Source organism: Halorubrum hochsteinianum, assembly GCF_023702125.1.
GTDB classification, from domain to species: Archaea; Halobacteriota; Halobacteria; order Halobacteriales; family Haloferacaceae; genus Halorubrum; species Halorubrum hochsteinianum.
On the sequence record NZ_CP098415.1, the window covers coordinates 2234215 to 2254766 of the forward strand.

Genomic DNA, 20552 nt, shown 5'->3' on the forward strand with positions numbered 1-20552 from the left:
TCGCTCACGGCTCGCCGGCGAGGTCGTCGTACCCGTCGAGCCAGCCGGAGACCGCCTTCTGGAGCGCGCCGGCCGTGCTGCCGAGGTTGAGGATCCGGTAGCCGTCGGCCGCCTTCGCCGCGGCGTCGTCGGTGTCGAACGCGAGCCCGCCGACCGGCACGCCGGCCTCGACCGCCTTCGAGCGGACCGTCTCGACCGCCTCCTCGACCTCGGGGTGGTCGATCTCCCCGGGGTGCCCGAGCGAGACTGACAGGTCGAAGGGACCGATGAACACGAAGCCGAGCTCCGGTACGTCGAGGATCGCGTCGAGGTTCTCGACGGCGGCCGCGGTCTCGATCGTCGTCCCGACCATCGTCTCGGCGTCCTCGGTCGCCACGTAGTCGTCGGCCAGCCCCCAGCGCCGCGCTCGCGGCGCGGCGAGGCCGCGGTCGCCGGGGCCGTCGTCGTACCGGAACCGGGCGGAGGCGACCGCCTCCCGGACCTCGGCCGCGTCCTCCACGCGCGGGAGGAACACGTTCCTGACGCCCAGATCGAGCGCTTTCCGCACGAGCGCGGGGTCGGAGTCCGGGAGCCTCACGAGGAGTTCGACGCCCGTCCGCTCGGCGGCCCGGAGCAGGTTCTCGACCGTCCCCGCGTCCCACGGGTCCGGCCCGCCGTGTTCGAAGTCGAGCCAGACGAAGTCGACGCCGAGCTCGCCGTACAGCTCCACGAGCGTCGGGCTGTACGCGTTGTCGAGCACGCCGAGCGCGACCCCGTCGTCCGCCAGCGTCGCCGCGACCCCGTCGTCCGCGAGTGGTCTGCCATGTCGCCTCGCCGTTCGGTCCCCGCGGGCATACCCTTGTGGGGGGCTGGACGGTGGGGGAGGCGGAAGGGGCGGCGACGGGGGAGGCGGAGGGGGCGGCGACGAGAGAGGCGGAAGTGGCGGCGACGGGAGAGGCGGAAGTGGCGGCGACGGGAGAGGCGGCGGAAACGCCCGCCGCGATTCCGGGAACGGCGCGCAGCGAGCCGAAGGGTAGTTACCGAGCGCGGAGAGACGGGGGGTATGGAGACCGCACTTATCGTTCTCGACGGTTGGGGGCTCGGTAGCGGCGCTGGAGGCGACGGCGGCGACGGCGAGCCGGTCGATCCCTCGGGACGGCCGGCGGGCCGCGACGCGGTCGCGGCCGCCGACACGCCGACGTTCGACGACGCGACCGACCGTGGAGCGGACGGCCGCCTCGTCGTTCACGGCCGCCGCGTCGGGCTTCCGGAGGGCCAGATGGGCAACTCGGAGGTCGGCCACCTGAACATCGGCGCGGGCCGGGTCGTCAAGCAGGCGTACACCCGGATCACGGACGCGCTCGCGGAGGGGTCGCTGTCCGACAACGACGCCATCGCGGCGGCGCTCGACCACGCCGCCGAGAACGAGGGCCGGGTCCACCTCATGGGACTCGTCTCCGACGGCGGCGTCCACTCCGACGTCGAACACCTGCTCGCGCTGATCGACGCCGCGGCCGACGCGGGCGTGCCGGCGGTCTCTCACGCGTTCACCGACGGCCGCGACACGGCCCCGGAGATCGCCGACGAGTTCCTCGCCGAGGTGACCGCGAAGGCGGACGAGCGCGGGACCGGTCACGTCGCCACCGTGACGGGCCGGTACCACGCGATGGACCGCGACGAGAACTGGGAGCGGACTCGGAAGGCGTACGACGCGATCGTCGAGCGCGAGGCCCCTCACCGCGCGGAGACGGCCGTCGCGGCCGCGACGGCGGCCCACGAGCGGGGCGAGACGGACGAGTTCGTCGAGCCGACGCTCGTCGACGACGGGCCCGCGCTCGCCGACGGCGACGCCGTGATCTTCTTCAACTTCCGCGCGGACCGCGCCCGCCAGCTGGTCCGACTGCTCACCGATACGCGGCCGGAATGGAACTTCGACCTCGACCAGCCCGACCTCCGAATGACGACGATGACCGAGTACGACGAGACGTTCGACTTCCCGGTCGCGTTCCCGCCGCAGATCCCCGAGAACACGATCGGCGAGGTCGTCGCGGACGCCGGCGGCACCCAGCTCCGGATCGCCGAGTCGGAGAAGTACCCCCACGTGACCTACTTCCTCAACGGCGGCCGCGAGGTGAAGTTCCCCGGCGAGCTCCGCGAGATCGTGGAGAGCCCGGACGTCTCCACGTACGATCAGCAGCCGGCGATGTCGGCCCCGGAACTCACCGACGAGGCGATCGGGATCATCGACGAGGCGGACCCGGACCTGATGGTGTGCAACTACGCGAACCCGGACATGGTGGGCCACACCGGCGACCTCGACGCGGCGGTCGAGGCCGTCGAGGCCGTCGACGCCCAGCTCTCCCGGCTCCTCGACGCGGTCGCCGACGCGGGCGGACACGCGGTCGTCACCGCCGACCACGGCAACGCCGACGACATGGGAACCCCCGAGGACCCCCACACCGCCCACACGTTCAACCCGGTCCCGTTCGTCTACCTCTCGCCCGAGGGCGACGACGGGGGCCGCGCGGTCCGCGAGGACGGGTCGCTCTGTGACATCGCGCCGACCCTGCTCGACCTGATGGACCGCGACCGGCCCGCCGAGATGACCGGCGAGTCGCTGCTGACGGATAAACGATAAACTCGGGATCGATTCCCGCCCGTTCCACGGCCTTTTATGTTCGGCAGCGTCGTGTGATCGACCATGACAGACGACACGACGCCGGTGATCGCGGCCGCCTACCGAACCCCGCAGGGACGCGAGGGCGGCGTCTACGAGGACGTTCGCAGCGAGGACCTCTCGACGAGGCTCATCGACCACGCGCTGGCGGAGACGGGGCTGACGAGCGACCACGTCGACGACCTGATGTGGGGCGTCGCCCAGCAGCGCACCGAGCAGGACAACAACGTCGCGCGCGTCATCGCGCTGCTGTCCGAGCTGGGCGAGTCGGTGCCCGCGACCTCGATCAACCGCTGGTGCGCCTCCTCGATGCAGGCGGTCATCTCGGCGTCGGACGCGATCGCGGCGGGCAACCGCGACTGTATCATCGCGGGCGGCGTCGAGAACATGAGCCGCGTCCCGATGGACGGCGACTCCTACGAACACCTCCACCCGGAGCTGTCGGAGCGGTACAACATCTTCCAGCTCCAGATGGGGATGACCGCGGAGAAGGTCGCCGAGGAGTACGACGTGAGCCGCGAGGCCCAAGACGAGTACGCCGCCCGGAGCCATCAGCGCGCCGCCGAGGCGACCGAGTCCGGCCGGTTCGACGACGAGATCGTTCCCGTCGAGACCGACGACGGCCTCATTGAGGAGGACGAGGGGATCCGCCCGGACACGACCGCCGAGAAGCTCGCCGGCCTCTCGCCCGCGTTCACGGGCGACGGCAGCGTCACGGCCGGGAACTCCTCGCAGATCTCCGACGGCGCGTCGCTGACGGTCGTCACGAGCAAGGCGTTCGCCGAGGAGCACGGCCTCGACGTGCTCGCCGAGGTCGGCACGAACAACGTCGCCGGCGTCGACCCCACCGTCATGGGGATCGGGCCGGTGCCCGCGACCCGCGGCCTGCTCGACCGCGCCGGCACCGACATCGACGACTACGACTTGGTCGAACTCAACGAGGCGTTCGCATCCCAGTGCGAGTACGCCCGCCGCGAACTCGGCATCGACGAGGAGGTCTACAACGTCAACGGCGGAGCCATCGCGATCGGCCACCCGCTCGGCGCGTCCGGCGCGCGCCTCCCCGTCACGCTCCTCCACGAGATGCAAAAACAGGACGCCGAGCGCGGCCTCGCGACGCTCTGCGTCGGCTTCGGGCAGGGCGCAGCGATCGAGTTCATCCGGTAACGAACTGACAGACTTTTTTCGTCCACGGTGGCGCGTGCCTGCGAGCGCCCGAAGGGCGCGAGTCAGCACGCGCGAGGGAGTCGGCGGTCCGAAGCGAAGCGGAGGACCGCCGACGAGGCTGGGGAGGCGTGAGGTGCTGTCGCTGTGCGGGGCGGGAATCGAAGGGGCAGTCGTGAGGCGGGCGCAGGCGACGGCAGCACCGCAACGAGGGAGCGAAGCGACTGAGTGAGGAGCGCCCCGAGCGTGCGCCCGCCTCACGACTGGGGCTTCGAAGGTGTTCGCGTCGATCTGTCCGTAACCGAGAAGAGAATCTGTCGGCCCGCTTTTTTAGGCCCAAATGTTCCGAACTGGCGACCACCACCTGAGCTTGATAGAAACTACCCGACTTTTTCAAGTGTGCTACGGTAGCACGAACGTGAGCAACCAGGGGCTGCGCCTCGACCGCACGAGTGTGGGGCTCACCGTCGTGGGACTCCTCGGAGGGATCGTCGTCTACGGCTTCGATTGGCCCGCCGCGTACCCCCTCGGCAGTCTCATCTCGTTGGTCGGCGTCGCCGGCGTGTGCCTGATCGCCCGGCGGCTGCGAGCGTACTCGCTCGTCATGCTACTCGTCGGCGTCCTCGCGCTCGCGTTCGCCGTTCTCAGCGCGCTAAATTGGGGTCTCGGACAACTGGTCGCCCTCCACCTGTTCCTCGCGTTTCTCGGCCTCGTTCGCGGCGGACAGGCGTATCGAGCGACGAACTGACGCCGGCGAGACTCACCTCCTATCCGTCGCCGTGCGTGTAGCCGCGGTCGGGCAACGGCTCGTCGTCGGCCGTGACGCGCGCTTCGACCTCGCTCCCACTTTCCTCGACCACCGTCCCGATCCGCGTCAGGCCGGCCGGACACGCCTCTCGAACCGCGTCCACCTCGGGCTCCGGAACCGCACACAGCAGTTCGAAGTCCTCGCCGAAGTGCGCCGCCAGCTCGAACCGCTCCGCCGAGTCCTCGGCCACCTCCTCGACCGCGGGGTGGACCGGGACCGCCCCCCGGTCCAGTTCGATCCCGACGCCGCTCGCCTCGGCCAACTGGTGACACGACCGGGCGAGCCCGTCCGAGGAGTCCATCATCGCGGTCGCGGACCCCGCGAGCGCCAGCCCGTCGGCCACGCGCGGCGTGAACCGGAACAGCTCGTTGGCGCGCTCGACCGCCTCGTCGTCGTCCGTCGCGTTCCCGCGTTCGAACAGCCGCAGCGCCGCGGCGGATCGGCCCCACTCGCCGGTGACGCAGAGCGCGTCGCCGGGGGCAGCGCCGTCGCGGGTGACGCTGCCGTCCTCAGTCACGTCCCCGATCGCGGTGGTCGCGGTCGTGAACTCCACGTGTTCGTCGAGGTCGCCGCCGACGTACTCGGCGTCGACCGCCTCGCAGACGTCGACCGCGCCGGCGACGAACCGCTCCAGCTCCTCGCGGTCGAACGCCTCGTCGGCGTAGACGGCGACGGCGGCGCTCGCCGCGGCCCCCGTCGCGGCCACGTCCGACAGCGACGCGCCGACCGCGCGCCAGCCCGCGGTGTACCGCGTCGTCCCCGGCGGGAAGTCGGTCCGCTCGTGGAGCATGTCCGTCGTGATGACCGTCCCGTCGACGACCGCGGCGTCGTCGCCCGCGTGCGGGAGGTCGGCCGCCAGCGCCCGGAGGGCGTCGCGCTCGTTCACTGTTCCACGCTCCGCGCGTGGGGCCAATAAGCGATCGGTCCCGGGCTACCCTCGCCGCGGTGATCGAGACCGACGGTCACGCCGAACCTCGCGCTGCCGTGCTGCGTGTTGTCATGGAACATTTAATCGAGTAAAACAACATAATGAATATTATCATTATCAATCATTATGTTTATTACTATCCTCCGAATCGTACCAGTCGCAATGGCAGTATCCGCATCCGTACGCGACCACGCAGAGGCCCGACGCACAGACCGTACCACCGAACGACCGCCGCAGCCGCCCACACGACCCGATGACGACACCTAACGACACGCCCGACGACGCGACCCGACGCACCGACGACACGACCACCCGATCGACGGACTCGACGACGACTACCACGACCGACGCCGCCACCGCGACCGATCCCACCACTTCTCCGCGGACGGTCCCCGGCCGCACCCCGCTGACCGAAGAGGCGGGCGCGCCGCTGGTCCCGACGATCACAACCCGCCGAGCGACGACCGCGCGGTCGTCCGGCTCGCCGACGGGGACCGACGGCGAACGCGACGCGACGCGGACCGAGACCCGCACGTCCACCCGCCCGCCGACCGACGGCGAACGCGACGCGCCGCTCGTCCCCGACCTGCGCCCCGCCTCGCGGACGCGGACGGACGGGGGCTCGCGATGAGCGCCGACCCCGTCCGCGACCGGACGCGAGCGACCCGCTCGACTCCGGGGCCGATCCCGATGACGGGGACCGGCGACGGCCCCCGGCCTGACCCCACGACACTCGCGCTCGCGACCCGGTCTGATGACGAGGGACGCACTACGACGCGGACCGACGACACTCGCCGCCTGCCGACGAACCGACCCGGCGACCACGCCACCACGCAGTAATCCGATGAACCCCAACGAACTCGACGACGACGTCTTCGACAGAGATATCGACAACCCGGCCGGCCGAAAGCTCCGCGAGCTGTTCGAGGAGCAGGACTACACGTTCGCGCCCGGGATATACCACGCCCTCGACGCCCGCCTCGCGGAGATGGCGGGCCTGGACGCGGCCTACATGAGCGGCTACTCCACCGTCCTCGGCCAGTTCGGCTTCCCCGACCTGGAGATGGTCACGATGACCGAGATGGTCGAGAACGCCAAGCGCATGGTCGAGGCGACGAACCTCCCCGTCATCGCCGACTGCGACACCGGCTACGGCGGGATCCACAACGTCCGGCGCGCGGTCCGCGAGTACGAGAAGGCCGGCGTCGCCGCCGTCCACATCGAGGACCAGACCTCGCCGAAGCGCTGCGGCCACATCGCCGGCAAGCAGATCGTCTCCCGCGAACAGGCCCGGTCGCGCTTCGAGGCCGCGGTCGACGCCAAGCAGAGCGAGGACACCGTCATCATCGCCCGCACCGACGCCTACGGCTCCGCCAACGGCGACTGGGAGGAGCACCTCGAACGCGGGCGGATCTACGCCGACGCCGGCGTCGACCTCGTCTGGCCGGAGATGCCCGACCCGTCGCGCGAGGACGCGGTCGAGTACGCCGAGACGATCCACGAGACCCACCCCGACCTGGACCTCGCCTTCAACTACTCCTCGTCGTTCGAGTGGGGCGCGGAGGAGGACCCGCTCACCTTCGAGGAGCTGGGCGACCTGGGCTACCAGTACATCTTCATCACGCTGTACGGGCTCCACTCGGGCGCGCACGCCGTCTACGAGGACCTCTCGAACATCGCCGAGAACGACGAGCAGGCGCAGTTCGACCTCGAAGAGCGCTACATCGGCCACGAGACGGAGAGCCACCACGAACTCTCCTTCGTCCCGCGGTATCAGGACATCGAGGCCGAGTTCGACCCCGAGGCGCGCAAGCGACAGGAGGAGTCCGCCGGCTTCACCGAAGACGAGAGCGACCCGATCACGGCCTCCGAGGACGACGACTGAGACGTACACTTGGGGGCACGACCCGTCTCCCGCGCCGATCCATCTTTTTGACAAACAAGTTTTTAATTAGTTACTAATATGCCAAATATATGGAATACGACGGAGCTGTCGGAAGATATATTCAGACGCTTGCGGGTCGGCTCAGCGAGTTCGAACGAACGTCGACGACGGTGAACGACCAGCGGGTGACGGTATTTCACGATCGCTCGCTTGAGATATCCAAGTTCGGGCTCGTCGATACCGTGTTCGTGGTCGGCACCGCGGACACGCCCGCTGAAGCAGCGTCGTTCAGTAAGGCTGCTTTCGAGTACGGACTCTCCGTGAAATCGAAATTCCCGCGGGGGTTGGGCGGCAACCTTGTCGTCTATCCGGTCGTGGTCACCGACACCGATCTGACCGAGTGGATCTCGGAGTACGCCCCTAAACACTGGTCAGCTTTCGAATTTCCTGTCGTCGTCTATCCTAGCGAGGGTACTGTCGATTATCAGCACTCGACGCCAATGTGGGGCCGCATTTATTATAAAGGCTTCAGAGAGACAGCCAACACAACGCTACATCCGTAGCACGATCACCACGCACCGCTTAGATTCGGGAATTTTCACTACTCCCAGTGTTCGATGATCCAGTTAATCAGAACCATAAATTTACTAAACTATTTCGCCCGAAACAAGTGTATTCTTGTATGTGGCTACCACGGTCTATTTCGAAGTCGACGGGACGCTACTGAACTACAGTACTTCCTTCGCTGAGCCCTTCGCACAGACACTTCCAATCGAGGCTACTACTGAGATGTCCGAGACGTATTCCGAACAGGTACTCAGCAGTATCCAAAACGGTCTATGTCGGCGAAAAGGACCAGCTGAACGCACCGGTGGCTGCTAGCACAACGGAAGAAATCCCGGAGCTACCGCTTCCACTACTCTTGAACGGCTCAGCAAAGTAGCCACTTTGTGTTGAGCGAATGCGGTAGAAAACCAGCAACCGGTGCGAATTTCAACAGTCCCGCTACTCCGAAATCGCGCCGCTATCCCGGAGTTCGTCGATGTCGCGGTCGCCGTAGCCGTACTCGCGCAACACCGACTCCGTGTGCTCGCCCAGCGCGGGCGGGTGACGGCGGACGGTCGTCGGCGTCCGCGAGAAGTACATCGGCGACCCGGGGAACTCCACGGTGCCGGCGGTCGGGTGCTCCGCCTCGGCGAGCATGCCGCGGGCCTCGATCTGCGGGTCGTCGAACACCTCGCCCACGTCGCGGACGCGGCTGGCGGGCACGTCGTGCGCTTCCAGCCGTTCGGCCGCCTCCGCGGTCGTCAGCGACGCGAACGTCTCCGCCAGCTCGGCCTCGAGCTCGTCGCGGTTCCGGACGCGCCCCTCGTTCGTCTCGAACCGCTCGTCGGCGAGGAGGTCCGGGCGGTCGATCGCCTCGCACAGCGGCGGCCAGAACCGGTCCGACGAGCAGGCGACGACGACGTAGTCGTCGGCCGTCTCGAACGCCCGGTACGGGACGATGTTCGGGTGCTTGCTCCCCATCCGGCCGGGGGGCTCGCCGCTGGCGAAGTAGTTCGTCGCCATGTAGCTGGTCCAGGCGGCCTGCCCGTCGAGGAGGCTCACGTCGACCTTCTGGCCGCGGCCGTCGCCGAGTTCGCGTTCGAGCAGCGCCGCGAGGATCGCCTGCGTCGCGTACATCCCCGCGCCGACGTCGGCGAGCGCGACGCCGATCCGGACCGGCGGCCCGTCCTCGACGCCGGTGAACGACATGAAGCCGCCGCGGGCCTGCATCATGATGTCGTAGGCGGGCTTGTCGCGGTCCGGTCCCCACTCGCCGTAGCCGGAGATGGCGCAGTAGACGAGGCCGGGGTTCTCGTCGACGAGGTCGCCGTAGTCGAGGTCCCACTCCGCGGTCTTGCCGACGCGGAAGTTCTCGACGAGCACGTCCGCCTCGCGGGCGAGGTCGCGGACGACCGCCCGGCCGGCCTCGGTCGTGAGATCCAGCTGGATCGACCGCTTGTTGCGGTTGACGCTGACGTAGTAGGCGCTCTCTTCTCCCTCGCCCTCGCCGAACGCCGGCGGGACCCACGTCCGGGTCTGGTCGCCCGATCCGGGGCGCTCGACTTTGATCACCTCCGCGCCGAGGTCGCCGAGCTGCATCGTGCAGAACGGGCCGACGAGGACGCGCGAGAGGTCCAGTACCGTGAGTCCGTCGAGCGGGCCGGTGTCGCTCTCGGGGTCACGCGCCTCACCGACCACGCGGGATCGCCTCCGCGGACCGCCGCCGTGTCCGGTTCATGCGATCCGGCTCAGCCGCCGGGCTACTGAGTGTTGCGGCGTCGCCGCGAGGACGGAAAAATGGTGCCGGCGGCCGACTCAGGCCGGCAGCGTGTCGATCCCGTCGATCTCGACGTAGCCGTAGCCGCAGTCGGGGCAGCGCCACTTCGTCTTCTCGCCGAGGTGGAGCGTCATCGCCGCGGTCCGGTAGAACGAACGGGTCTCGTCGCACGCGGGACAGTCCACGTCCTTTTCGAGCGCCATGTCTGGCGATCGGTCGGGGGCGGTGTTGAACCTACTGATTCGAGCGACGCGGGCCGCGGCCGGTCGCCCCGAACGCCTGCCTCCCACGCCGGTCTCACCGGTCGGCCTCACCACACCGGCGCGAGCAGCAGCGCGACCGTCGCGGCAATGAAGACCAGCTTCAGCGCGGTGTTGACGACGATCACCTTCGTCCCGAACGACGCGCCCCAGATCCCGTACTGGAACGGGATCGACCGGCGGAACGTGGAGACGGCGAACGAGAGGATGCTCCCGATGAGCAGCGACGCGACCGCGGTGCGCGTGGTGAAGATGCCCGCCTCCGTCTCGGCGAGCGTCACCGCCCCCGCGGTCGTGTCGAGCGTGAACACCGCGATGACGGGGACGGCGGCCCCCGGCAGCCCCAACACGCCCGTGATCGGCTCCGCGACGGCCGTCAGCGCAGCCACGTCGTACGTGGAGACGAGCCAGATCACGACGGTGTACACGACCGCGAGCCGCGGGACGATCCGCCGGAGCGTGCCCCACGACTTCCCGGCGGCGTCGCGGACGCGCTCGCGGGGGTCGCGGTCGTCGGCCTCGGGGCCGGTCGCGTCGACGTCGGCGAGCGCGGACCGGTCGACGTTCGACTCGGAGAGGAGCAGGCCGCCCGCGAGGACGCCGGTGACGCTGATGAGCAGCGCGATGCCGGCGCGCGCGCCGACGTAAACGGCACCGGTGGTGACCCCGAGGATCGGGATCAACACCGGGACGTAGTAGGTGAACACGTGCTGGACGAACCCGAAGAACGTGTTCATCACCACGGCGACGAGCGTCGCCCGGTCGTCGAGGAGTCCGGACTCGCGGTACTCCGCGAGGGTGGCGTAGCCCGCGGTCGTCGACGCCGCGGTCGTGAGGATCGCCGTCCCGACCTCGTCCGGGAGGTTCGCCGGGCGCGTGAGCCATCCTGCGATCCCGGCGACGTACCGGACCAGCCCGAACGCGACGGCGACGTTGGCGGCGAAGACGCCGCCCGCGATGAACGCCGTTATCCGGGCGAGCCGGGGGACCACGTCCGCGAGCAGCGTCGCGAGGTCGGCGGCGACCGATTGCACGCGCGGTGATAGACCGGGGGCGCTCAAATGGCCGTCGGAACGGGCGCGCGGGGCTTATGCCCCCCGGCGGTGAATCACCGCCCGATGGCACCCGCCGAGGACGACATCTCGATCGACGAAAAGCGCGTGTACGCGGGCAGCGCCGGCCGCACCGACGCCTACGTCGCGACCGGGACCGGGATCGTCCGCGTCTCGCTGTCGGCCGACAAGGTCGGCGCGTTCGACATGGTCGACCGCGACGCGGCCCGCGACGTCGCCGTCCTCGCACGCGGCGGGCCGACGGACCTCATCGCCGCGGCCACGCCCGACGGGCTCTCCGTCGCCGCGGTCGGCGAGGAGCCGGAGTTCTCGTCGGTCGACGACGAGCCCGCGGTCGCGGTCGGGGCCGCCGGCGGTCGTGACGGCTCCCGCGGCGGCTCGCTGCTCGTCGCGCGCGAGGGGGGCGCGATCGAGCACGTCGCGTTCGCGGAGGGCGGGGCGGCGGTCGCGTCGACGACGCGGCTCGGCTCCGTCGCGGACCCGCGGGCGGTCGACGGCGCGCTCGTCGCGGCCGGAGACGGCGTGTTCCGCGTCGGGGGCGACGGACTCACGGATGTCGGCCTCGACGACGCGCGCGACGTGGCCGGGGCCGGGATGCCGCTGGCGGCGACCGGCGAGGGGCTCTACTGGCTCGGCAACGGCTGGATGGCGGCCCGAGAGGAGGCCGCGGACGCGGTCGCGGCCGACGGCGACGGCCACGCGATGGCGGTCGTCGAGGGGGAGTTGTTCGTCCACGCCGGCGGGGACGAGTGGGCCGAGGAGACGTGGGAGCCGACCGACCTGCCTGTCGACGAGGCGGCGGTCGCGCTCGGCTACGGGCCGGGCGTCTCGGTCGCGGTCACCGCGGCGGGGACGCTCTGCGTGGACGCGGGCGACGGCTGGCGACACCAGGTGGTCGGCGTCCGGGACGTGAACGGCGTGGCGCTCGCCGCCGTGGAGTGAGTCGATGGCGCTCGGGGAGAACTGGTCGAAAGTCCCGCCGAAGCCCCAGTCGCTCGGCTGTACGTGGGTGCCGGTTATAAACCGCTAATCGATACGAACACGTCCGAAGCCCCAGTCGCGAGGCGGCCTCGCCGCCGGCGACTGCCCCTCCGAATCCCGCCCGCACAGCGACCGCACCTCACGCCTCCCCAGCCTCGTCGCTGGCGGCCGTCGCTTCGTTCCGCCCGCCAGCGACTCCCTCGCGCGTGCTGTTCGGCCGCGGGGCGGCCTCACAGGCACGCGCCACCGCGTTTCCGCTTTTCAGTGACCGATCCCGTTCTCGAATTCCGCCCGCTTACGCGCTCGGCAGTTCGATCTCGTCACCGTCGGCGTAGACGGTGGGGTTCCGGATGATCCCGTCGAGGTGGAGCGGCGCGTCGGTCTCGCCGCCGATCCCGGCGTCGTCGCCGATCGCGATGTGGACGGTCCCGCCGGCCTTCTCGTCGAGGAGGACCGAGCCGACCAGTTCGTCGACGCCCACGTTCGTCCCGATGCCGAGTTCCGCGAGGTTGTACGCGGCGTCGCCGACCTCCGCGGCGGCCGCCTCCACGTCGGCGCGGATATCGTCGTCCGAGATGGACGTGACGAGCCCGTCCTCGACCTCGAAGGCGAGTTCTTGGCCCTCGTCGAGGAGTCCGTGGGGCATCATCGTCCCGTCGACGACGTAGGTCCCGGTCGCGGTCTCGGGCGCGACGAACACCTCGCCCGCGGGGAGGTTCGAGAAGTCGCCCGGGTCGCGGACCATCCCGGTGTCGGCGAGCCACTCCCGGTCGCCGATCCCGAAGGTGATGTCGGTGCCGGCGGGCGCGGTGACGCGGATCTCGTCGGCGTCGCCGATCTGGCCGAGCACGTCGTCGCAGGCGGCCTCGATGGCGGCGTAGTCGGCGTCGAGGCCAGTGGTGAACACGTCCTCGGTGATCCCCGGGAGCGTCGCGCCGCGCGCGCCGGCGTCGCAGGCGGCCCCCCGAGCGCGGGTGTGGCTCAGGCTCTTCGTCGTCGGCGCGAGGAAGACGTCCGCCTCGGCCATCGCGGCCGCGACCGGGGCCGGCGGCTCCGCCCCGTGTTGGTCGGCCGGCGGGTACCGCAGGACCGTCGCGTCGTCCGTGACGGCGCTCGCGGCCGCGTAGAGCGCCTCGCCGATCGGCTCGCGCTCGTCGTCGGTGACGACGACGACGGACTCGTCGGCGGCGACGTTCAGGCACTGTTCGATCGCGGTCGACGCCCCCTCGGAGAGGTCGGCTGTCATACCTCCTCCTCCGAACGGCCGGGCGTTAGGCCTTGTCATCGACGATTGTACTCTTTTCCGTAATTGAATTATTTACGTCCGGTGGCGATCGTCGTCGAATTAACGGACTGCTTACTCGTGGGGTAGTTAATTTCATTTTGCTACTCTCGAAAACATTATGTCGGTCCCCGAGTGACGGACGGACATGACACGCGTGGGCGTCAACGGCTACGGCACGATCGGGAAACGGGTCGCGGACGCCGTGGCGGCCCAGCCCGACATGGAACTCGTCGGCGTGACGAAGGCGTCGCCCGACTACGGCGTCGAGGCCGCGGCCCGCCGCGGCTACGACCTGTACGCGGCGGTCGACGACCGCGCCGACGAATTCGCGGCCGCCGGCGTCGATCTGACCGGAACGCTGGGCGACCTGCTCGACGCCGTCGACGTGATCGTCGACTGCGCGCCCTCGGGCGTCGGCGAGCGCAACGCCCCCGTCTACGAGGCCCACGACACGCCCGCGATCTTCCAGGGCGGCGAGGACGCGGCCGTCGCCGAGGCCTCCTTCAACGCTCGCGGCTGCTTCGAGGCCGCCCGCGACGCCGACGCGGTCCGGGTCGTCTCCTGTAACACGACCGCGCTCTCGCGGCTGCTCGCCCCGCTCGACGAGGCGTACGGGGTCGAGAAGGCGCGCGTCACCCTCGTGCGCCGCGGCGGCGACCCGAGCGAGACCGACCGCGGCCCGATAAACGACATCGTTCCCGACCCGGCGACCGTCCCCTCCCACCACGGCCCCGACGTGAACGAGATCCTCCCCGACCTCGCGGTCGACACCGCGGCGCTGAAGGCTCCGGTGACGGGGATGCACACCCACAGCGTCAATGTCACGCTGGAGACGGAACCGGACGAGAGCGGCGTCCGCGACCTGCTCGGCGACGAGGACCGGATCTTCCTCGTCCCCGAGGGCGCGGGCATCGACGGGGCCGGCGCGCTGAAGGAGTACGCGGCCGACGCGGGACGCCCCCGGAGCGACCTCTGGGAGAACTGCGTCTGGGAGGAGTCGATAAGCGTCACGGGCCGGGACCTCTACCTCTTCCAGAACGTCCACCAGGAGGCCGACGTCGTCCCCGAGAACGTAGACGCGATCCGCGCGATGACGACCGACGTCGACGCGCCGGAGTCGATGGCGCGCACGAACGAGACGCTCGGTGTCGGCCTCCGCAGCCGGCTCGGGAACGACGAACTCGGGCGCGCGGAACTCGCGGCCGACGACTAACGGTCGGGATCGGTCCGCTTCGCCTGTTGCCGCGCGGACCCGCCGGTCACTCGGTCGGTCGGGTCACGAGGAACGTCCGCCCGCCGCGGCGTTCGAGGTGGACCTCGCTGCCGTCGACGCGGTTCGCCCGAACCCGGTCCGGGAGGCGGTCGGTTCGACACTCGGTGACGTCCACGCGCGTCGGCGTCGCGTATCGCGGTCGGTCGGCGGTGACTGCGCTCATACCTCCCGATCGGTCCGGAACGCCCCTATAATCGAGCCGTCCGCGGAGTGAAAGTGAAAGTGGACGGCTCGGCGTCGGCACCGCCGATTTCGGGATCGAGCGCGGCCGAACTCGGTCCGGTCTCCTACCGGCGGAGCCCGGTCGCCTCGTCGCCCTCGACGAACCGTACCGTGAAGTAGTCGTATCCGCCGTAGGCGGCGTCGAGCGCGCCCATCCACCAGTTCCACCGCTCGATCAGCGAGGATCCGTCGGGGGCGTCCTCCAGGTGTCCGATCACCCCGGTCACCGTCAGTCCGTGGCCGCGGTCCTCGGAGGGCCGCCCGGAGTCGACGAGGTCGCGGGCCGCTCGCGAGACGGCGCGCCGCTCCGCCTCGGTCCCGCCGAACTCGTCTTCGAGCGCGCGTTCCAGACGCTGTCTGTCCATGTTCGGGCTACGGGACGCGGGTATATGAGTCGCGTGGTAGGGGGTCGCACGTCCGGTGTCGCAGCCGGTTCACAGCCGCGCGGCGAGCGCGAGGAACAGCAGCGAGAACGGGGCGGTGAGAAGCGCCAGCGCCACTCCGCCCGCGCCCTCGCCGCCCGCGATCGCCATCAGGATCCCGACGACGAGCGAGAACGATCCCAGCGCCGCGAGGGTGAGCCGCTCGGGGACGCTCGCCCGGTCCGGCCCGTCGCTCTCGGCCAGCACCGCGTCGAGCGCGGACTCGACCTCGTCCGCCTTCTCGGACGGAACGAACAGCCACGGCGTCGACCGGTACCACGCGTTGCCCCGGTACGCGAGCAGGAACACCGTCGTCCAGGGGAGGTCGATCCGACGCGTCCGGACCACCGACCCGAGGTCGTCGGTCCGGGAGTGGTCCCGGTTTATATACGTCCGTTCGACGGTCGCCGCCGCGGGGGCGAGCCGCACGGTCGTTCCGGCGGACTGCGCGACGGCCGGCAGCGCCCACACCACCCAGAACAGCGGCCAGACGGCGGACAGGAAGTTCTCCGGAAGCGCGAGGGCCGTCCCGAGGACGGCCGCGAGTCCGCCGAGCGTCCACCCGGGTCGGAGGGTCCCGGCCGCGTCGCGGAGCCGAGCGAGCGACCACTCGCCCGCCTCGGTCTCGGAGTACCACACGTACAGGTACGGCAGCGTGGTCACGCCGAGCGCGACCAGGAGGCCGACGCCGGCGACGACTCCCGCGGGACCGACGGTCGAAATCGAAATCCCACCGGTCGCGGCCTCCGAGAGCATCGCGGCGGCGACGCCGACGACCGCGACGAGCAGGACGCCTGTAACGCCGATCGACCCTCCGGTCACGAGCGACCGGAGACGGTCGTGCCGGACCGGTCCCCACTCGATCGGGTCGCGGTCGGCCGCCGTCTCGGAGCCGATCCCGTCGGCCTCGTCTCGCTCGTCGGGCGCGACCGCCTCGGCGGACTCGACGCGTTCGGCGTCGACCGCGTCGGCCGCGACCGCGGGTCCGCTCTCGGAGGGCATACGAGCCGTGTTACCGCCGATTCGGTAAAAAGAGTGAGGCCGTTCAGCGCGGAAACCGGCCGGGACCGGAGGTTACGCGTCCGCTTCGACCGCCTGCGAGTCGTCCGGCGGCTCGGCGGGCTCGACGTTGCCGAGCCGGAGCGCGTTCCCGGTGACCCCGAGGCTCATCCCCATGTCGCCGACGACCACGGCCATCGCCACGCTCACGTAGCCGAGGGGCGCACCGGCGGCGAGCACAGCCTTCACGGCGAGCGAGGCACCGATGTTCCGGCGGATCGTGTCGCTCGCCCGCGCCGAGAGGTCGATCACGTACGGGAGCCGGGTCAGGTCGTCGGCCATCAGCGCCACGTCGGCGGTCTCGATGGCGGTGTCGGTGCCGGCGGCCCCCATCGCGATCCCCACGTCGGCGGCCGCGAGCGCCGGCGCGTCGTTGATCCCGTCGCCGACCATCGCCACGCCGCCCTCCGTCTCGGCGGCCATCTCGCGCACCGCCGCGACCTTCTCGTCCGGAAGCAGCTCCGCCCGCACCTCGTCGACGCCGACCCGGTCGCCGATCGCCCGCGCGGTCCGCTCGTTGTCGCCGGTGAGCATCGCGACGCGCTCGATGCCGAGGTCGTGGAGCCGGTCGACGACCCACGCCGCCTCCGGGCGGACGGTGTCCGCGACCGCGATGACGCCCTCCAGTTCCTCCTCGGTCCCCACGAGGACGACCGTCTTCCCCTCGGCCTGGAGCCGCGGGATCGTCTCGCTCGCGAGGTCGAGGTACTGCCCGTGGTCGCAGGGTTCGGGCTCGGTCGTCGCCGCCGTGTCCTCGGCGGATTCGGGTCGCTCCGCGTCCCGGACCACGCCGCCGTCCGACCGGACGTGCGCGTGGCTCAGGTCGAAGCCGAGGTCCGCGAACAGCGAGGGCTTGCCCGCGTAGTGGGTCTCGCCGTCGAGGTCGGCGCGGACGCCCTCGCCGGTCAGCGCCTCGAAGCCGGTGACATCGGTGGTGCCGGTCTCGTCGCCGGCCGCCGCGTCGACTCCCGCCCCCTCGCCCCGGCTCACGATCGCCTCCGCGACCGGGTGTTCGCTCCGGCGTTCGATGGCGGTCGCGCACGCGAGCACGTCGGCGGCGTCGCGGCCGCCGAGCGGGACGACGTCGGTCACCGACAGCTCGCCCCGGGTGAGCGTCCCGGTCTTGTCGAGCGCGACGGCGTCGACGTCGCCCGCGGCCTCCAAGTGCTCGCCGCCCTTGATCAGGACGCCGTTGCGGGCGGCCGCGGTCACGCCGGAGACGACGCTGACGGGCGTCGAGATGACGAACGCGCACGGACACGCGACCACGAGCAGGGTGAGCCCGCGGACGAACCACGTCTCCGCGCCGCCGCCGACGAGGACCGGCCCGAGCGCCGCGGTGGCGATCGCGCCGACCACGACGATGGGCGTGTAGACGCTCGCGAACCGGTCGACGAACCGCTCGGCGCGGGTCTCCTCGCCGTTGGCCGCCTCGACGAGTTCGACGACCCGCGCGATGGTCGACTCGCTCGCGGGCGCGGTGGCCTCGATCTCGAGGTAGCCCGCCTCGTTGATCGAGCCGGCGTACACCTCGTCGCCCGGGGCCTTCTCCGCGGGGACGGACTCGCCGGTGATCGGCGACTCGTCGACCGCGCCCGAGCCCTCGCGGACGACGCCGTCGAGGGGGACGCGCTCCCCGGGGCGCACCGCGAGCCGCTCGCCCGTGGCGACGGTCTCGGCGGGCACCGTCTCCTCTGCGCCGTCGCGGATAACGACCGCCTCGTCGGGCGACAGCTCCATCAGCTCGCGCAGCGAGGTCCGCGCGCGGTCGATGGAGTACCGTTCCAGGAGTTCTGCGACCGAGAACAGCACCGCCAGCGTCGCCGCCTCGAACGGGAGGTCGACGAGCAGCGCCGCGACGACGCCCACGCTCATCAGCAGGTCGATGTCGAGGCTCAGGCCCCGCAGCGAGTAGAACCCGTTCCGTAAGATTGGCGGCCCGGCGACCGCGACCGCCAGCAGGTACGCGACCGACGCGCCGGTGACGGCGTACGGGCCGAGGAAGCCGACCCCGCCCAGCGTCACCAGCGTCGGGTCGAGGCCGGGGAGCAGCCACTCCAAGACGAGGCCGACCGCGAGGAAGACGCCGCCGACCGCGGTGGCGACCGCTCGGGGACTGGTGAACAGGTCGTCGGCGACGCCGTCCGACTCCGCCTCGGCGACCGCGTAGCCGGCCCCCTCCACGGCCGCCGCCAGCGCCTCGACGTCCGTCAGGTCCGGGTCGTACGTGAGGACGACGACGCCCGTGGTCGGGCGCGTGTCCACCGAGAGGACGCCGTCGCGGTCGAGCGCGCCCTCGACCTTCCCCGCGCACGACGAGCAGTCCATGTCCGGCACCGAGAGCCGGAGCTCCGTCCCGTCGGGGGTGTCGGGCGATCCCCCGGCGGGCCGACCGTCGGGCCCGCCGTCGGAACCGGCCGATTCGTGTGAGTCGCTCATTAGTCGCCCGTACCCGCCGCAGCGTTATTAATCCGACTACCATTCTCGGGCGTTGCTTTATAAGAAATTATTAAAAACAGATTCAGACATAACAAAATGTCCGCGAGTATTTATCGCTGAGGCGGCTACCTCGGCGCATGACAGACTGGCGCGCCGTCGGGTACGGGTTCGTCGTGATGCTCGTCGCCGGGCTGCTGGCGACGGTCGCTCCGGGGCTCGGTCACGCGGCCGCCGGACTGATCGGCAGGTTCGTCGCCGGCTATCTGGCCGGCGGCGGCCTGCTCTCCGGCTTCTGGCACGGGCTGCTCGCCGGCTCCGTGAGCGGTATCGTCGTCACCCTGCTGCTCGCGGCCTTCGGGAGCCTGCTTGGGCTGTTGGGCGGACCGATCGGGAGCCTGTTCGGCGGCGCGGGCGTGTTCGTCGTCGGCCTGTTCCTGACGCTGTTGTTCGCGATCGATTCGGCGCTCGCGGGCGCGATCGGCGGGGTTCTCGGCGACTAAGCGGAGCGCTTTCTGGTCGGCGCGTGCCTGCGAGCGGCGCGAAGCGCCGCGAGGCTGGGGAGGCGTGAGGTTGCGGTGCTGTCGCTGTGCCGGCGGGACTCGAAGAGGCGGACGCGAGGCGGTCGTGTCGCTCGGGAATTTACAAAAATCAGAGGACCGAGGACCGCGAACTCGCCGGATCGAGAACCGTCTTCTACCTTCGTTTTACGCGCTCTCGACCGCGTCGAGCACCGCCTCGTAGTCCGGCTCGTTCGTGGGGTCGTCGGCGACCCAGTCGTAGACGACCTGGCCGTCGTCGTCGATCACGAACACGGCGCGGTTGGCGATCCCGTGGAGGCCGAGGTCCGCGATGTCGATCTCGAGGTCGTACGCCCGGATGGCGTCGCCGGCCATGTCGCTCACGAGGTCGAACTCGATCCCGTGTTCCTCCCGGAACGCGCCCTGCGAGAACGGCGAGTCGGCGCTGATCCCGAACAGCGTCGCGCCGGCGTCCGCGAACGCGTCGGCGCGCTCCTGGAAGGCGATCATCTCGTTCGTACACGGCGGCGTGAACGCGCCGGGGAAGAAGGCCAAGACGATCGGGCCGTCGCCGACCTCCTCGTCGAGGTCGAACGGTTCGTGGTCGCTCGTGCCGACCGTCGCGGTGAACGTGGGTGCGGCGTCGCCTGTAGATACCATCGCCCGTTCGTACGGGCGATTCGGGCAAAAGGCTTGTCTCACCCGCGCTCGGTTCCGGTGTCGGTTGCGGGGCGCGGTCGGTTATTTCGGGCTACTCCCGGTCGAGGTACTCCTGCTGAATGGCGACGATTTCCGACGAATCCCCGCAGTCGGCGTACCGCCGGAGCGGCTCGGCGTTGAGTTCGAGGAACGTCCCGCCCCACGTGAACTTCGATAAGATTCGCTCCGCGTGGTCGCGCTCGCCGAGGATGATGAGCGCGGCCGCGAACGCCTCGACGGTCGTGAGCCGCATCGGCCGCCCGAAGTTCACGGGGTTGGCGGCGACGAGGTACGGCAGCGCGCGGTGTTCCCCGGGGAGCGAGAACATCTTCTCGCCGGCCGACTCCCACGAGCAGTCGAGCGCGACGAGGGCGTTCTCGTCGGCGCGCTCGGCGTCCGCGGGCGAGAGCGCCCGCTCCGCGTGGGGGTTGAGGACGATCCCGTACGGCGTGGCGCGGTCCGAGCGGTGGAGCTCGGCGAGGTCGAAGCGCGAGAGCTTCCGGGCCGTGCACTTGTCGGGGTCGTCGTCGCCCTCGTACCGAACGTGGAGGTCCACG

21 protein-coding genes are annotated in these 20552 nt (G+C 70.4%); 9 read left to right on the top strand and 12 right to left on the bottom strand.

Annotated elements, in window-relative coordinates; genetic code table 11:
• Positions 1 to 4: 4 nt before the first annotated feature.
• The gene (locus NAF06_RS11370) at positions 5 to 739 is read right to left on the bottom strand and encodes an HpcH/HpaI aldolase family protein (RefSeq protein ID WP_008583078.1); all 735 of its coding nucleotides are present in this window, start codon (positions 737 to 739) and stop codon (positions 5 to 7) included.
• Between the two features lie 303 nt (positions 740 to 1042).
• Here NAF06_RS11370 and gpmI point away from each other — a divergent pair, with 303 nt between their 5' ends.
• From gpmI to NAF06_RS11385, 3 genes are all read left to right on the top strand, one after another.
• The gene (gene gpmI / locus NAF06_RS11375; RefSeq protein WP_008583076.1) at positions 1043 to 2617 is read left to right on the top strand and encodes a 2,3-bisphosphoglycerate-independent phosphoglycerate mutase; all 1575 of its coding nucleotides are present in this window, start codon (positions 1043 to 1045) and stop codon (positions 2615 to 2617) included.
• A gap of 63 nt (positions 2618 to 2680) precedes the next feature.
• Positions 2681 to 3823, top strand: coding sequence for a thiolase family protein (locus NAF06_RS11380; RefSeq protein ID WP_008583074.1), 1143 nt, complete (start codon positions 2681 to 2683; stop codon positions 3821 to 3823).
• Positions 3824 to 4238: 415 nt separating this feature from the next.
• Entirely contained in the window at positions 4239 to 4568 is a 330-nt protein-coding gene (locus tag NAF06_RS11385) for a hypothetical protein (RefSeq protein ID WP_049908682.1), read from the top strand.
• Positions 4569 to 4587: 19 nt separating this feature from the next.
• Here NAF06_RS11385 and thiL read toward each other — a convergent pair whose 3' ends face one another.
• On the bottom strand, positions 4588 to 5514 hold the full coding sequence (gene thiL, locus NAF06_RS11390) for a thiamine-phosphate kinase (protein ID WP_008583070.1): 927 nt from the start codon (positions 5512 to 5514) through the stop codon (positions 4588 to 4590).
• A 295-nt stretch (positions 5515 to 5809) separates the two neighbouring features.
• On the opposite strand from thiL, the gene NAF06_RS11395 reads away from it, so the two are divergent.
• The 3 genes from NAF06_RS11395 to NAF06_RS11405 all read left to right on the top strand — a co-directional run bounded on the left by NAF06_RS11395 (position 5810) and on the right by NAF06_RS11405 (position 8004).
• Positions 5810 to 6187, top strand: coding sequence for a hypothetical protein (locus tag NAF06_RS11395; RefSeq protein ID WP_008583068.1), 378 nt, complete (start codon positions 5810 to 5812; stop codon positions 6185 to 6187).
• A gap of 213 nt (positions 6188 to 6400) precedes the next feature.
• On the top strand, positions 6401 to 7441 hold the full coding sequence (aceA, locus tag NAF06_RS11400) for an isocitrate lyase (protein WP_008583064.1): 1041 nt from the start codon (positions 6401 to 6403) through the stop codon (positions 7439 to 7441).
• 89 nt (positions 7442 to 7530) lie between these two features.
• Complete coding sequence (locus NAF06_RS11405) at positions 7531 to 8004, top strand: hypothetical protein (protein WP_239638705.1); 474 nt, start codon at positions 7531 to 7533, stop codon at positions 8002 to 8004.
• A gap of 442 nt (positions 8005 to 8446) precedes the next feature.
• Here the strand turns inward: NAF06_RS11405 and NAF06_RS11410 are convergent, their stop codons facing one another.
• From NAF06_RS11410 to NAF06_RS11420, 3 genes are all read right to left on the bottom strand, one after another.
• On the bottom strand, positions 8447 to 9685 hold the full coding sequence (locus NAF06_RS11410; protein ID WP_008583059.1) for a CaiB/BaiF CoA transferase family protein: 1239 nt from the start codon (positions 9683 to 9685) through the stop codon (positions 8447 to 8449).
• A gap of 117 nt (positions 9686 to 9802) precedes the next feature.
• A complete protein-coding gene (locus NAF06_RS11415) occupies positions 9803 to 9967 on the bottom strand; it encodes a DUF7838 family putative zinc beta-ribbon protein (protein WP_006627947.1) in 165 nt (54 codons plus the stop codon).
• A gap of 107 nt (positions 9968 to 10074) precedes the next feature.
• The gene (locus NAF06_RS11420) at positions 10075 to 11058 is read right to left on the bottom strand and encodes a nucleoside recognition domain protein (protein ID WP_008583056.1); all 984 of its coding nucleotides are present in this window, start codon (positions 11056 to 11058) and stop codon (positions 10075 to 10077) included.
• Positions 11059 to 11142: 84 nt separating this feature from the next.
• On the opposite strand from NAF06_RS11420, the gene NAF06_RS11425 reads away from it, so the two are divergent.
• Positions 11143 to 12039 (top strand): HVO_0234 family beta-propeller protein, encoded by an 897-nt coding sequence (locus tag NAF06_RS11425; protein WP_008583054.1) that lies wholly within the window; start codon positions 11143 to 11145, stop codon positions 12037 to 12039.
• A gap of 334 nt (positions 12040 to 12373) precedes the next feature.
• On the opposite strand, the gene NAF06_RS11430 is transcribed toward NAF06_RS11425, so the two are convergent.
• Positions 12374 to 13324 carry an aminopeptidase gene (locus tag NAF06_RS11430; protein ID WP_008583052.1) on the bottom strand — a complete coding sequence of 317 codons (951 nt, stop codon included), beginning with the start codon at positions 13322 to 13324 and terminating at the stop codon, positions 12374 to 12376.
• Between the two features lie 184 nt (positions 13325 to 13508).
• Between NAF06_RS11430 and NAF06_RS11435 the strand changes: the two genes are divergently transcribed.
• Positions 13509 to 14576, top strand: a complete 1068-nt coding sequence (locus tag NAF06_RS11435) for a type II glyceraldehyde-3-phosphate dehydrogenase (RefSeq protein WP_049908680.1) — start codon at positions 13509 to 13511, stop codon at positions 14574 to 14576.
• A gap of 46 nt (positions 14577 to 14622) precedes the next feature.
• Here NAF06_RS11435 and NAF06_RS11440 read toward each other — a convergent pair whose 3' ends face one another.
• From NAF06_RS11440 to NAF06_RS11455, 4 genes are all read right to left on the bottom strand, one after another.
• Complete coding sequence (locus NAF06_RS11440) at positions 14623 to 14799, bottom strand: hypothetical protein (protein ID WP_006627941.1); 177 nt, start codon at positions 14797 to 14799, stop codon at positions 14623 to 14625.
• Positions 14800 to 14923: 124 nt separating this feature from the next.
• Positions 14924 to 15223, bottom strand: coding sequence for a WNWW family protein (locus tag NAF06_RS11445; RefSeq protein WP_008583048.1), 300 nt, complete (start codon positions 15221 to 15223; stop codon positions 14924 to 14926).
• Between the two features lie 69 nt (positions 15224 to 15292).
• Complete coding sequence (locus tag NAF06_RS11450) at positions 15293 to 16282, bottom strand: hypothetical protein (protein WP_008583045.1); 990 nt, start codon at positions 16280 to 16282, stop codon at positions 15293 to 15295.
• Between the two features lie 72 nt (positions 16283 to 16354).
• Entirely contained in the window at positions 16355 to 18778 is a 2424-nt protein-coding gene (locus NAF06_RS11455; RefSeq protein WP_008583043.1) for a heavy metal translocating P-type ATPase, read from the bottom strand.
• Between the two features lie 137 nt (positions 18779 to 18915).
• On the opposite strand from NAF06_RS11455, the gene NAF06_RS11460 reads away from it, so the two are divergent.
• Complete coding sequence (locus tag NAF06_RS11460; protein WP_008583041.1) at positions 18916 to 19278, top strand: DUF5518 domain-containing protein; 363 nt, start codon at positions 18916 to 18918, stop codon at positions 19276 to 19278.
• A gap of 204 nt (positions 19279 to 19482) precedes the next feature.
• Here NAF06_RS11460 and NAF06_RS11465 read toward each other — a convergent pair whose 3' ends face one another.
• On the bottom strand, positions 19483 to 19956 hold the full coding sequence (locus tag NAF06_RS11465) for a redoxin domain-containing protein (protein WP_008583038.1): 474 nt from the start codon (positions 19954 to 19956) through the stop codon (positions 19483 to 19485).
• Positions 19957 to 20047: 91 nt separating this feature from the next.
• The gene (locus NAF06_RS11470) at positions 20048 to 20551 is read right to left on the bottom strand and encodes a DUF367 family protein (RefSeq protein WP_008583035.1); all 504 of its coding nucleotides are present in this window, start codon (positions 20549 to 20551) and stop codon (positions 20048 to 20050) included.
• Position 20552 lies beyond the last annotated feature (1 nt).

What these genes read in the sequence shown, in the direction of transcription:
- gpmI (WP_008583076.1), top strand. Translation starts at nt 1,043, where the DNA reads ATGGAGACCGCACTTATCGTTCTCGACGGTTGGGGGCTCGGTAGCGGC.
- NAF06_RS11380 (WP_008583074.1), top strand. Translation starts at nt 2,681, where the DNA reads ATGACAGACGACACGACGCCGGTGATCGCGGCCGCCTACCGAACCCCG.
- NAF06_RS11395 (WP_008583068.1), top strand. Translation starts at nt 5,810, where the DNA reads ATGACGACACCTAACGACACGCCCGACGACGCGACCCGACGCACCGAC.
- aceA (WP_008583064.1), top strand. Translation starts at nt 6,401, where the DNA reads ATGAACCCCAACGAACTCGACGACGACGTCTTCGACAGAGATATCGAC.
- NAF06_RS11405 (WP_239638705.1), top strand. Translation starts at nt 7,531, where the DNA reads ATGGAATACGACGGAGCTGTCGGAAGATATATTCAGACGCTTGCGGGT.
- NAF06_RS11415 (WP_006627947.1), bottom strand. Translation starts at nt 9,967, where the DNA reads ATGGCGCTCGAAAAGGACGTGGACTGTCCCGCGTGCGACGAGACCCGT.
- NAF06_RS11425 (WP_008583054.1), top strand. Translation starts at nt 11,143, where the DNA reads ATGGCACCCGCCGAGGACGACATCTCGATCGACGAAAAGCGCGTGTAC.
- NAF06_RS11430 (WP_008583052.1), bottom strand. Translation starts at nt 13,324, where the DNA reads ATGACAGCCGACCTCTCCGAGGGGGCGTCGACCGCGATCGAACAGTGC.
- NAF06_RS11435 (WP_049908680.1), top strand. Translation starts at nt 13,509, where the DNA reads ATGACACGCGTGGGCGTCAACGGCTACGGCACGATCGGGAAACGGGTC.
- NAF06_RS11440 (WP_006627941.1), bottom strand. Translation starts at nt 14,799, where the DNA reads ATGAGCGCAGTCACCGCCGACCGACCGCGATACGCGACGCCGACGCGC.
- NAF06_RS11445 (WP_008583048.1), bottom strand. Translation starts at nt 15,223, where the DNA reads ATGGACAGACAGCGTCTGGAACGCGCGCTCGAAGACGAGTTCGGCGGG.
- NAF06_RS11450 (WP_008583045.1), bottom strand. Translation starts at nt 16,282, where the DNA reads ATGCCCTCCGAGAGCGGACCCGCGGTCGCGGCCGACGCGGTCGACGCC.
- NAF06_RS11455 (WP_008583043.1), bottom strand. Translation starts at nt 18,778, where the DNA reads ATGAGCGACTCACACGAATCGGCCGGTTCCGACGGCGGGCCCGACGGT.
- NAF06_RS11460 (WP_008583041.1), top strand. Translation starts at nt 18,916, where the DNA reads ATGACAGACTGGCGCGCCGTCGGGTACGGGTTCGTCGTGATGCTCGTC.
- NAF06_RS11465 (WP_008583038.1), bottom strand. Translation starts at nt 19,956, where the DNA reads ATGGTATCTACAGGCGACGCCGCACCCACGTTCACCGCGACGGTCGGC.